The sequence below is a fragment of the Salinilacustrithrix flava genome, assembly GCF_041228405.1.
Classification (GTDB): Bacteria; Actinomycetota; Acidimicrobiia; order Acidimicrobiales; family Salinilacustritrichaceae; genus Salinilacustrithrix; species Salinilacustrithrix flava.
Genome location: NZ_CP133888.1, coordinates 1,947,641 through 1,959,677, shown reverse-complemented (window position 1 = coordinate 1,959,677; position 12,037 = coordinate 1,947,641). Strand labels below are relative to the sequence as shown.

Sequence of the window (12,037 nt, the reverse complement as noted above, 5' to 3'; positions counted from 1 at the left end):
GGAGCCTACCGATGACTGGCGGGCTGGCCACCGCGAGTCGGGCCTCGAGGGCCTCGGCGGGTGGGGCTCAGCCCGTCACGAGGAGGCAGCGGCACCCGGGGTGGGCCTGTGGGCACGGGTCCCCGGTGGGGAAGGGCTCCCCCGCACCCACCTCGCCGGCCAGTGCGTTGTCCTGGGCGTCGGGGCACGGGCCCTGTGACGGGTCGATGAGCCACCTGACCCGGCCGTCGGGCTTTGCGGCGGTGAGGGTGCCGAGGGCGTAGGCCGAGAGCAGGGCGTCGTCGGCGACGGGCCCGATGTGCTGCACCTTCCACTCCCGGTACAGGGCCCGGAGGCGCTCGTCGAGCTCGTCGGGATCGCCGTCGACCTCGGACGCCGAGCGCTCCACCCGGCGGCGGAACGGCTCGACCAGCGCGGCGCCGAGGGCCCGGGCCAGCGCCGTGACGTCAGCCGCGACCTCGCTCCCGGCGGCCTGCCCGCCGGCGGTGGCCGCGGCCTGCAGGTGCTTCTCGGCCAGGCGGGCGTAGCCGTCGACCTGGACCGGGAGGTCGGGCAGCAGCTCGGCCGCGGTGGTGGTCCCGCTGCGTCGCAGCAGATCCAGCAGCTCGTTCTGCTCGTCGGCCAGCCGGCGCTTGAGCGCCCGGTTCAGCTTGGTCTCGAGCGGGCCGAGCGCATCAGCGCGGGCGAGCAGCGCGGGCTCGTCGGCGAGGAACTCGGCCGGCACCCGGTCGACGTCACCGCCGGGGCGGTCCTCGGCCTGCGCCTCCTCGGCGGGCTCGTCACCGGCGGCGACCGTGTCGCCCTCCACCGTGTCGTCCTCCACCGCGTCGACCGCTGCGACCGTGTCGTCATCCGCCGCCGCGACCGCGTCGGGCTCCACCTCGGCGGCATCGGTGCCGGCATCGACCACCTGGCGGGCCTTGGCGACGGACTCCTCCCGCTCGGCACGCAGCCGGGCGAACAGCTCGTCCACGTCGCCGCCGGGGGTGTGGGCATCGGCCTCGTCGGCGTCGAGCTCGGTGGCCTCGTGGTCCTCGACCTCCGCATCGGCCTCCGCCTCCGGCTCGGCCCCCGCTTCCGGTTCGGTCTCCTCGTCCGGCGCCGCGGGCTCGTCGACCGCGTCGTCGACGCCTTCGATGTCGGCTTCGGTCTCGGTGATCGGCGCCACGGTGTCGTCGGGCTCGACCGCATCGGCCTCGACCGCATCGGCCGTCGTGGTGGTCTCGGCCTCGTCGGGCTGGTCCTCGCCCTCGGACCGGTCCTCGTCGACCGTGCCCTCGCTGCCCGTGACCTCGCCGTCGTCGCCGTCCTCGTCGGCGTCCGCGGTCGGGGCGTTGGCCCCCACGATGCCGACGAAGCCGTCGGGCAGCTCCGGCTCGCCGGGGTCGGGCAGCGCATCGGCGAGCTGACCGGTGATGTCGTCGAGGTTCTCCCGCACCAGCCCGTAGGCGGCGAGGAGGCGCTCCCGGCCGTCGAGGAGCCGCTCGATGTGGTCCCGGGCGATGTCGCGGCGGCGCTGGAGGTCCTCGAGGATCCGGGTGCGGACCTCCTTGGCTTCGTTCACCATGCCCCGGCCCTCGTCGCGGGCCTCGGCCAGGATCGTCTCGGCCTCTTCCTCGGCCTCGGCGCGGCGGGCGTCGGCGGCGGCCCGTTCGGCCTCGATCGCCCCGGTGGCCTCGGCCCTCGTGCGCTCGGCGTCCTCGGCCGCCTCGGTGCGGATGCGCTCGGCCTCGGCGGTGGCCTCGGTGGTCGCCTGCTCGAGCGCGTGCTCGGCGTCGGTCGTGAGGGCGGTCGCGGTCGCCTTGGCCTCGTCGGTGAGCTTGTCGGCCTCGGCGGTGGCCTCCCGGATCATCCGGGCCGCGGACTCCTCGGCCTTGGACCGGATCTCCTCGGCGGCGCGCCGGGCGGTGGAGAGCACGGAGGCCGTCTCCGCGCCCACGAGCGACACCAGCTCGTCGTCGTCGAGGAGGGCCAGCTCGGGCGGCGGCGGCGCCGGGGCGGCGACCGGTGCGGCGGTGTCGATCTCGGCGATCCGCGCCTGCAGCTCGTCGACCAGCTCGTTGGTCGCTGCGATGCGCGCGGCGACGGTCTCCAGGAACTGGTCGACCGCTCGGGCGTCGTAGCGACGGGACGACCCCGGGAAGCGGACGTTCCGGAGATCGGCCGGATCGATGCGGGGGTCGTCGGTCATCGGGGAGCAACCCTACGCCTGCCCCTCCGGGCGCCGGTGGAGCCTCCGAGGACCCCCGCCCCGCCTGCGTCGACGCCCTACGAGGGGTCCAGACCCAGCACCTCGAGCAGCTCGACGAGCACGTCGGAGGCCGGTCCGACGACCGGATCCAGGATCCCGCCACCCGGCGCTGGCGCGGGCGGCGCTGTCGTGGTCGTGGTCGTGGTGGTGGTGGTGGTGGTGACCGTGCTCGGTGGGGTGGTGGTCGTGTCGCCGGGGTCGACGGTCGTCGGGGCGGCGGGCTGCGTGGTCGTCGGTGCCGCCGTCGCATCGTCGGATGCGCCGATGGCCAGCTCGATCGCGTCGAGCACGGGAGCCGAGCTCACGCCCTGGTCGAGGGCGACCAGGCCCCACGGTGCGCCGGCGTCACGGAAGGAGAAGACCTCCTGCCAGCGCTGGCGGGCGGTGCCCCGTCGACCCTGCACGGTGATGGCCGCGCCGACCAGCGTCTCGCCCGGCGGTCGGGCCGGGTCGAGCAGGTCCTCACCCAGCTCGCGCGCCTCCTCCAGGGCGGGCAGCACCGACCGGAAGAACGACATCGACCGGCCGTGCCCGGGCGGCAGGTCGCTGGTGTAGCCGCGGGCCAGCGCCTCGAGCTGTTCGCCGAAGGCGACCGCTTCGCCGAGGAAGCGCCGGTCCCACTCGTCGGTGCCGTCGTAGGTGATCGGCTCGGGCGCGGCGCCAGCCACGAGCACGAGGCGACGCAGCCCCACCAGCTCCGCCACGTCGCCGACCCCGGTCACCCGGGACCGACCCGCGTAGGCGCTCGCCACGAGGTCGTCGGCGTCCACGCGCAGCGCGCCCTGCGCGGTCAGCGTGGCCGTGTCCACCGACACCTGGGCGGGGAAGCCGTCGAGGACGAGGAGCTCGCCGCCGAGGACCCGGGGCGGCGCACCGACCGCCACGAGCGTGGCCGTGTCCTCCCGGGCCCGGAGCTCGTAGGTCGAGCCGTCGGCGAGCTCGAGGACCCCGGTGCCGGAGGTCATCGCCACCTGCTCCCCGAAGGCCAGCACCTCGTCCCCGTCGACCACCTCCCGGGTCGAGCCGTCGGCCGCCGTGACGGTCGCGGCGCCATCCACCTCGATGCGGGCGTGGTCGGGGCCGGGCCCGTGGGCGTCCTCCCGGAGCACCACGGCGAGCACCCCCGCGACGAGCACCAGGGCCGCGCACCCCGCGAGCACGGCCCGCCAAGTCATGGCCGGGGCGCGGGTCGATCCAGCGGCAGGACCATCCGCACGGTGGTGCCCTTGCCGACCTCCGACGTGCACGACAGGTCGCCGCCGTGGGCCCGCACGATGCGGCTGACCAGGGCGAGGCCGAGGCCGAGACCGCCGAAGCGGCGGGTCATGGAGCCGTCGGCCTGGGCGAAGTCCTCGAAGATGGACTCCCGGCGGTCCGGGTCGATGCCGACGCCCTGGTCGTCCACCGCGAGCACGAGTCGGGGCCCGGCGCCGTTCTCGTGCACCGACGCGCTGACGCGGATGCGGCCACCCTCGGGCGAGTACTTCACGGCGTTGTCGATCAGCTCGTCGAGGGCGACGTCGACGTAGCGGCGGTCGAGCACGGCCGGCGGCATGCGACGAGCGACCCGACGGGTGAGGCGGTGGGTGTCGGGCAGCCGGTCGTTCCACCGGTCGGCCAGGGCCTCGAGCAGCTGGCGGGCCTCGACCGGCTCCTCGTGCAGCTGCAGGCGGCCGGCGGCGAGGGTGGCGAACTGCACCAGCTGGTCGGTGACCCGGAGCAGCTTGCGGGCCGACTCGTGGATCTCGCCGGCGAAGCGCTTGGTCTGCTCGGGACCGAGGTCCCGGGTGGCGAGGATGTCGGCGTAGCCGAGGACGGGGGTCAGCGGGGTGCGCAGCTCGTGGCTCACGTTGGCGATGAAGTCGGTCTTCATCTGCTCGATCTCGCGCTCGCGGCGCACGTCGCGGAGCACGAAGACGGCGCCGGTGAGCATCCCTGCCGGACCTCGCAGCGGCCCGGCCGACACCGCCACCGGCACCGTGGTGCCATCGGTCCGGACCACGTCGAGGGCGGCCGACCAGGAGTCCACCACCGGCTTCACGAAGCGCGGCGTCACGTCGACGCCGTCCTCGCCGGTGATCGTGCAGGCCTTCGCCAGCGTGCGGCCGATCACGTCGCGGGCCGGCAGGCCGATGAGCTCCTCCGCCGAGGCGTTGAAGTCCGTGATGCGGCCCCGGTCGTCGACGGCGACGAGCGCCTCGCCCATGCCGCCGACCACGCCCTCCAGCCGGCCGCGCAGTGCGGACTCCTGGTCCGCAGCCGAGCGCAGGTCGTCGGTCATCGACTGCAGCGACGCGGCCATCTGGTTGAAGGTCGAGGCCAGGACGCCGAGCTCGTCCTCGGCGCCGACCTCGGCACGGGCCGACAGGCGGCCCTGCTGCAGCTCCCCGGTGACGGTGGTGAGCCGGCTCAGCCCGGCGCCGATCCGGTTGCCGGCGTAGCCGGCGAGGACCATGGCCAGTGCCCCCGCACCGAGCGCGACCAGGAACAGCAGCCGGAACAGGTCCTGGCGGGTGGCGTCGATGCTGTTCTGGGGCAGGTTGATGACCACTGCCAGCGTGGGGGTCCCGTCCTGGTCGACGGTGTCGGCGACGACGAAGCGATCACCGTCCACCGTCGTGCGCCGCTCGCCCTCGCGCAGGGCGTCGCCCGCCAGCTCCAGCGTCTCGGGCGCGCTGGCCTGGGGTCCGGCGACGGCGTAGATGCGGCGCCGGTCGGCGACGGCCATGCCGATCCCTTCGTCGACCGACTCCTGGTCCGTGATCCGGTCGGCCAGGAACTCGTCGTCGAGCCGGGACGTGACGACGGCGACGCCGAGGAACTCGCCTGCGGCGTCGGTGATCGGCGCGGCGCCGATGGCGTAGGCGCGGTTCCCGACGATGCCCACCGCCTCGGTGGGCACCCTCGCCTCGAGCACCTCGGCGATGGTCGCGTCTCCCAGCAGCGAGATCCGCACGGCGTCGGACAGATCGAGGGACGCAGCGAGTCGACCGTCGGCGCCGTGGACGGTGATGGGACCGGGGAAGCGCACCTGCAGGACCGTGGTGCGGATGTTCACGAGCGCATCGGTCAGCTCGGCCCGGGCCACCTTGACCTCGCCCGGTGCGGCGGCCGGGTCGGTGGCCGTCCGGATCTGCCCCGGCAGCTGGGCCATGATCCGGCCGGTGAGCTCCGCGGCCACGAGGGCGGAGCTGCTGGTGTCGGTGAAGACCTGCGACTCGGTCTCGGCCCGGGCTTCGTAGCGGCGGGCGGCCTCGTCCTCGACGTTCTCGGCGATCACGACCGACAGGGCGATGGACAGGACGGTGACGACGAGCAGGACGACCGTGGCCGCGGCCATGGCGACCCGGGCCGCGATGGCCCGGCGGGAGGCCAGCACCAGGCCGATGCCGAACAGCACGGCGCCGAGGCCTCGGGCCACGTCGCCGGCGGTCTCCAGCTCGGCGGCGACGAGTCCTTCGGCCGCGGCCAGCGCGAGCACGCCGGCGGCGGCTGCACCCTGGGCCCCACGGCCGACCCGCCAGCTGGCGATCGCCGCTGCGAGGCCGGCGATGCCGCCGAGGCGGAGCCCGACCAGCACCGGGTCGCTGCCGTCGTCGAGCAGGAGCGAGCCGTGCAGGAAGGCGGCTGCGGCGAGCGCCGTCGACCCGACGACCAGCAGGGCCCGCCCGAGCGCGCGGCGGGCCAGCAGCTCCGGGCGGAGGGCCGTGATCGCGATCGCGGCGATGGCGGCCATGAACAGCGTGAACTCGGCGGCGAACTGCAGCTGGGCCGCTTCCGTCGTCATGCCAGGCCTACCGGATCAGGGAAGGGTTCAGCCCACGTCGGCGGGGTTCCCCAGTCCACTCCCACCGAGGGATGCCAGCGCGTCGAGGGCATCCCCCAGGGTATCGACCGAGATCACCTCGAGGGCGTCTCCGGCTCGCTCGTGGGCCTCCTGGAACTCGCCACTCGGGACGAGGAACACGTCGTAGCCCTGGTCGATCGCCGCCGCGGTCTTCTGTCGGACACCGCCCACGTCGCCGACGTTGCCGGCCCCGTCGATCGTGCCGGTGACGGCGACGTCGAGGCCGCCGGTGAGCTCGCCGGGGGTGAGGACGTCGAGCACCGCGAGGGTGAAGGCGAGCCCGGCCGAGGGCCCGCCGACGTTGCCGCTGTCGATGTCGACGTCGATCGGGAAGTCGTAGGCGGGGCTCCGGGGCTCGAGCGAGATGCCGATGAGGCCGCGGGCAGGGTCGTCGGGCGATGCACCGAGCACCACGGGGACCTCGGCGAGGTCGCCGCCCTCGGCCGGTTCCACCGAGAGCACGACCGTCTCGCCGGGGGCCCTGGGCCCCATGATGCGGCTCACGTCGTCGATGTCGTCGAGCGGTTCGCCGTCGATGGCGACCACGGAGTCGCCCCGCTCCAGCAGGCCCTCGCCCGCGGAGCCCTCCTGCACGCCGACGACAACGACCCCGTCGATGGTGACCGGCACCTCGTAGCCCAGCTCCAGCAGCGCGACCCGGATGGCGTCCTGCTTGGAGGTGTCCATCAGCTGCAGGTTGAACTGGCGGTTCTCCTGGGGCGAGCGGTCGCCGAGGATGAGCTCGTCGGCCACCACCTGGACGTCGTCGTCGAACCAGGCCCACACGTAGGACGCCACGGTCGACTGGCGCAGCGAGACCGTGGTGAAGGCGATCTCGCCGGCGGGCGGGTGGACCTCGACGCCCTCGCCGACGTCGACCAGGTCGGTGGTGGGGCGGGCCGATCCGGGGCGGAACTCGAAGTGCCCGATCTGCACCGTGAACGCCGCGAACAGCGCGGCCGCCGTCCCCAGCAGGGCGACCGCGGCGAGCCACCACGGCCACGTGCGCCGCCGCGACACCGGGGCATCGGGAGGGTCGGGGATGGTCCGGTCGTGCTCACGGGTGCCGACCGCCCCCGGTACGCTCTCGTCCTCGGTGCTCACTCTCATCCTGCTCGTGGTGCTCGGCGGTGGCGCCGGCCTGTTGGCCGTGTGGCTGGTCGACGCCCGCGGGCTCTCGCGTCTGCTGGGTCGGTTCGCTCCGGGCAGCCTACGGCCCACCCGGCGGGGTGGCACGACGGCCACCCCGCCATCCGGCACCTCCGCAACCGAGCCGGCGCCGGCGGCACCCGGTCCCGAGCAGGCGGCGTTCGAGCCGGTCGGGACGCCGCTGGCACCCCTCCCGGCGTCGGCTCCGGCCGGCCGCCGGGGCCAGAAGAAGATCCCGTCCGCCTACACGGCGGTGGAGGGCACCTACCGGGAGGTCGCCCGGGTCCCGCTGTGGCGCAAGCTCGTCAGCCTCGTGTTCCTCCTCCTCACCCTGGCGGTCATCGGTGTGGGCATCGCCGCGGTCGCCGGAGCCGCGTTCGGCCTGGTCGCCGAGCTGGTCGACGGCGCCGTCGGTTGAGCCGCGACGCCGCCACCCGCCGGCGCGACGCGGCCGTCGCCGGGCACACCGGCGACGAGGCCACCGCCCGCTCGCTGCTCTCCGACGAGGACCACAAGGTGCGGGCCACGGCCCTGGCGGCGCTCGACCGGATCGGCGCGCTGGGCGACGACGAGCTGGCGGCCGCGCTCGCCGACCCGGCCCCCGGTGTCCGCCGGCGCGCCCTGTCGCTGATCGCAACCCGACCGGGCGATCGGCCGCCTGCCGCGCTGGCGCTGCTCGAGGACGACGACCCGGTCGTGGCCGAGACCGCGGCCTGGGCCGCCGGCGAGCGCCAGCCCCCGGAGCCTGGCGCGGCGGAGGCGCTGGCCCGGTTGGCGACGGAGCACCCCGAGCACCTGGTCCGGGAGGCCGCGGTCGCCGCCATCGGCGCGCTCGGCGACCCGGTCGGGTTGCCGGCCGTGCTCCTCGCCCTGGAGGGTCGGGCCACCCTCCGGCGGCGGGCTGTCCTCGCCCTCGCCGCCTTCGAAGGACCCGAGGTCGATGCCGCCCTCGAGCGCGCGCTGACCGACCGCGACCGCCAGGTCCGCCAGGCCGCCGAGGACTTGCTCGCCTGACGGCAACCCAGCCCGGACGCGGCGGTGGCCGGCCCCGAGGGGCCGGCCACCGTCCGGTTCGTCAGCTCAGGTGAGCCCGAAGGAGGAGATCAGCCCCCGACGGAGCCGGTCTGGCCCTCGATGTTGATGAGGTCGCCGACCGGCTCGTAGCGGCCCAGCTCCTCGCCCTCCGCCGGCGGGACGTATTGCACGAACTGCGCGGCCTCGACGAGATAGGCGTCGCTGGTGCCGTTGGTCTGGTAGGTACCGCCGTCGAGCCCCAGGGGGTTCGAGAAGTCGGCGTTCCAGACGGCCCGCATGAGGTTGACCCGGTTCAGGCCACCCTCCATCTCGGCGGCGGCGCGCAGGGTGTTCTCCACGGTGTGCGCGAAGATCACGCCGGTGTAGAACGAGCCCTCGTCAGGGTTGAGGCCAGCGGCCTCGAGCGCCTCGCGGGCGGCCATGACGTCCTCGTCCTCGAGCTCGCCGGCCTCCTTGGCGGTGGCGGCGACGAGCACGCCATCACCGGCCGGGTCGATCGGCGCGAAGTACGTGGCGATGCCCTGGCAGGTGTTGGACAGGATCACCTGCGGCTGCCAGCTCGACTGGGCGATGGCGGCCATCGCCTGCGGGCACGGCGCCCCGGTGGTGCCGAGGAGCACGACGTCGGCGTCGGAGGACGCCAGCGTGGTGATCTCGCTGGTGACGTCAGGAGCAGCCGGGTCGTGGCGGACGCTCTCGACCAGATCGATGTCGCACTCGTTGACCGTCTCTTCGTAGGCCAGACCGAAGTCGTTGTCCATGAAGAGGGCCGCCACCGTGGCGTCCTCGCCGATCTCCTGGTTGACGTAGGTGCACCACAGGTCGGCCTCGGTGTTGTAGCCGAGCAGGCCGCCGATGGTCCACGGGTACTCAGCCGGATCACCCCAGGCCGGGAAGCCGGTGGAGTTGAACAGCATGGGCATGCACTCGTCGCTGACGAGGTCGCGGACGGCGAGCACGTTGGCCGTGCCGACCATGTAGGTCATGGCGAAGGGCTCCTCGGTCTCGAGCGAGTCCTCGACGTTGCTGAGGGTGCGGGCCGGGTCGTAGGCGTCGTCGGACGAGACCAGGTTGATGGTGCGGCCGTCGATGGGCTCCATCTGGTCGAACCAGGCGCGCATGCCGTCGTCGAGGCCACCGAGGGCAGCCACGGGCCCGGACTCGGGCAGGCTCATGAACAGCGTGATCTCGTCGTCGGTCAGGCCGGCTTCGGGATCCCAGTCGGAGGGGCAGTCGTCGGTGTTGATGACGGTGCCCTCGGCGACCTCGATCTCGCCCTCCATGGCGCCGGAATCGCCGTCGTCCTCGCCGCCGTCGTCGCCGCCGTCGTCGGCGGTGTCCTCGGTGGTGTCGTCGGTCGCTGCGTCGGTGTCGTCGTCGTCGTCACCGCAGGCGGCAGCGACGAGCGACAGCGCCAGCAGCATGGCGAAGATCCGCCACAGTCGGGATGCTCTCACGTTGTTTCTCCTTGGTTGGTTTGCTGTGCAGGGGCGGACACGGGAGCCGATTCGGCTCCGTCGTCCCGGTCGAGGATGCGCTTGGCCTGTTCCTCGTGAGGATCATCGTCGGGGAGGGTGGGATCGTCGTCGACGTCGAGCGCCGTCTTCCCGCCGTGGCGGGACATCTTCCCGCCCGTGGCATCACCCGTCGCCACCACGACGTCGTCGCCGGCGACCTGGCGGTCGGGCACGATCTGGACGAAGCGGGCCCGGATCTTGCGCATGCCGTAGACGATGCCGCCGGGCAGGAAGAAGGTCAGCACGATGAGCAGGACGCCGAGGATGAACAGGCCGGTCGGCCCCCGGAGGAACCGCTCGGGCACGCCGGGTACCGACTCGATCTGGGCGGACCACACCGGGACGAAGACGATGACGATGCCTCCGATGATCGCTCCGCTCAGGGTGCCCACGCCGCCGACCACCAGGCCGACGATGAGGAAGATGGCCAGGTTGATGCCGAACACGTCGGGGGCCACGAAGCCGATGGCCATGGCGTACATGGTCCCGGACAGGCCGCCGAGCATGGCGCTGAACCCGAAGGTGAGCGTCTTGGTCATCGGGACGTTGACGCCGTTCACGGCGGCGCCGGTCTCGTTGTCGCGGATGGCGATGATCGAGCGGCCGGGCCGGCTGTAGATGAGGTTGCGCGCCACCCAGAAGGCGGCAGCGGTGAGGGCGGCGAGCAGCAGGTACACCCACACGGCGTCGGCCTCCCGGCCGCTCACGCCCTCGCCGTAGGCCCACTCGCCCACCAGCGGGATGGAGGAGAGGAAGTCGCCGATGGGTTCGATGGGCACCCAGCCCGGGGCGTCGAGGTCGGACTCGATCCGCTTGCCGTTGGCGCCGCCGGTGCGGTCGCGGAGCTGCTCCATGCGCACGATCGACGGGAACACCGCGGCGAGGCCGAGGGTGGTTAGGGCCAGGTAGAGGCCCTTGATCCGCAGCGCCGGCAGGCCGATGAGCATGCCGATGACGAAGCAGACGGGCAGGACGACGACGAGCGTCGCCAGGAAGGACCAGCCGTCGTCGGTCACGAGGGTGGCGGTGACGTAGCCGCCGACGCCCATGAAGAAGCTGTTGCCCAGCGAGATCTGGCCGTTGTACCCGACCAGGATGCCGAGGCCGAGCACGCCGACCATGTAGGCCACGGCGTGGTTGAGGTTGCCGAGGCTGAACGTGAGCGTGGACTCGCCGATGCTGAACGCCGGCGTGTGGGCGGCCCAGAACGGCGCGGTGATGGCGATGAAGGCGAAGATCGCCCAGGGGACGTACCGGTAGACCCGGTGGGCGGTGGAGCCCTCGGTGATGGGGCGTGGCTGGCTCATACTCGCTCCACCGCCTTCGACCCGAACAGGCCATTGGGTCTGATGACCAGGACGATGATGATCGCCACGACCGCGGCGGCCAGGCCCATCTGGTTCGGGATCCAGTCGACGTAGCCCACGACCATGGACTCGACGAGGCCGAGGATGATGCCGCCGGCCAGGGCACCCCAGAGGCTGTCGAGCCCCCCGAGCACCGCGGCGGCCGCGGCGAAGATCAGCACCCGCTGGGCCCAGGTCGGGTCGAGCTGGCGGAACGGGTCGGCGACGAACAAGGCCCCGGCCAGGGTGCCGACCGCGGTGGCCAGCATCCAGCCGAACTGCAGGGTGGGTCCGGCCCGCACGCCGACCAGGCCGGAGGACTCGAGGTTGGACGACACCGCACGGAAGGCGAGGCCGATCTTGGTCTTCTTCAGCAGCAGCGTGAGCAGGACGAGCAGGACGAGCACCGTGGCCATCGTGCCGACCGTGTACCAGCGGAGCCGGGCGATGCCCATGCTCCACACGTCGCCCTCGGGGAACATCCGGGGGAAGCTGCGGGGGTCGAAGCCCCAGATCATGCCGGCCACCGCGTTGATCACCAGGAACAACCCGAGGGTGATGATCACCAGGGGCAGGTGGTCGGCCGGGTCGAACGGCCGGATCAGCACCCGTTCGATGCCGGCAGCCAGCACCGCCGAGAGCAGCATCGCGAGGACGATCGCCAGATAGAGCGGGATGCCCTGCTCGATGGCCAGGATGTAGGCGAAGAACGAGCCGAGCATGGCCAGCTCGCCCTGGGCGAAGTTGATCAGCGTCGTGGCCTTGTAGATGAGCACGAGCGCCACGGCGATCACTGCGTAGGTGGCGCCGGAGGAGAGCCCGTCGAACAGGCGGGCGAGGAAGAGCTCCACGGAGTCAGATCTCCTGTCGGGGGTGGGAGGTGGTGGTCATG

9 protein-coding genes are annotated in these 12,037 nt (G+C 73.2%); 2 read left to right on the top strand and 7 right to left on the bottom strand.

The annotated features are described in order from the left end of the window. Positions 1–67 precede the first annotated feature (67 nt). The 4 genes from RGQ06_RS09810 to RGQ06_RS09795 all read right to left on the bottom strand — a co-directional run bounded on the left by RGQ06_RS09810 (position 68) and on the right by RGQ06_RS09795 (position 7,202). Positions 68–2,191, bottom strand: a complete 2,124-nt coding sequence (locus tag RGQ06_RS09810; protein WP_432426750.1) for a DivIVA domain-containing protein — start codon at positions 2,189–2,191, stop codon at positions 68–70. A gap of 77 nt (positions 2,192–2,268) precedes the next feature. Continuing rightward, positions 2,269–3,426, bottom strand: a complete 1,158-nt coding sequence (locus tag RGQ06_RS09805; RefSeq protein WP_432426751.1) for a hypothetical protein — start codon at positions 3,424–3,426, stop codon at positions 2,269–2,271. Next, entirely contained in the window at positions 3,423–6,038 is a 2,616-nt protein-coding gene (locus RGQ06_RS09800; RefSeq protein ID WP_432426752.1) for an ATP-binding protein, read from the bottom strand. Before RGQ06_RS09800 ends, RGQ06_RS09805 begins: the two co-directional genes overlap by 4 nt. Positions 6,039–6,065: 27 nt before the next feature. Further along, entirely contained in the window at positions 6,066–7,202 is a 1,137-nt protein-coding gene (locus tag RGQ06_RS09795) for a YlbL family protein (RefSeq protein WP_432426753.1), read from the bottom strand. Between RGQ06_RS09795 and RGQ06_RS09790 the strand changes: the two genes are divergently transcribed. Both RGQ06_RS09790 and RGQ06_RS09785 read left to right on the top strand, forming a co-directional pair. Further along, positions 7,195–7,665, top strand: coding sequence for a hypothetical protein (locus tag RGQ06_RS09790; protein ID WP_432426754.1), 471 nt, complete (start codon positions 7,195–7,197; stop codon positions 7,663–7,665). The two genes, RGQ06_RS09795 and RGQ06_RS09790, sit on opposite strands and share 8 nt — an antisense overlap. Beyond that, complete coding sequence (locus RGQ06_RS09785) at positions 7,662–8,261, top strand: HEAT repeat domain-containing protein (RefSeq protein WP_432426755.1); 600 nt, start codon at positions 7,662–7,664, stop codon at positions 8,259–8,261. The genes RGQ06_RS09790 and RGQ06_RS09785 overlap by 4 nt, the downstream gene beginning before the upstream one ends. A gap of 89 nt (positions 8,262–8,350) precedes the next feature. On the opposite strand, the gene RGQ06_RS09780 is transcribed toward RGQ06_RS09785, so the two are convergent. Genes RGQ06_RS09780 through RGQ06_RS09770 form a run of 3 tightly spaced genes read right to left on the bottom strand, consistent with a single transcriptional unit; the run spans position 8,351 to position 11,996 of the window. Further along, on the bottom strand, positions 8,351–9,739 hold the full coding sequence (locus tag RGQ06_RS09780) for an ABC transporter substrate-binding protein (protein ID WP_432426756.1): 1,389 nt from the start codon (positions 9,737–9,739) through the stop codon (positions 8,351–8,353). Next, positions 9,736–11,106, bottom strand: coding sequence for a branched-chain amino acid ABC transporter permease (locus RGQ06_RS09775; RefSeq protein ID WP_432426757.1), 1,371 nt, complete (start codon positions 11,104–11,106; stop codon positions 9,736–9,738). Before RGQ06_RS09775 ends, RGQ06_RS09780 begins: the two co-directional genes overlap by 4 nt. Continuing rightward, the gene (locus tag RGQ06_RS09770) at positions 11,103–11,996 is read right to left on the bottom strand and encodes a branched-chain amino acid ABC transporter permease (RefSeq protein WP_432426758.1); all 894 of its coding nucleotides are present in this window, start codon (positions 11,994–11,996) and stop codon (positions 11,103–11,105) included. Before RGQ06_RS09770 ends, RGQ06_RS09775 begins: the two co-directional genes overlap by 4 nt. Positions 11,997–12,037 lie beyond the last annotated feature (41 nt).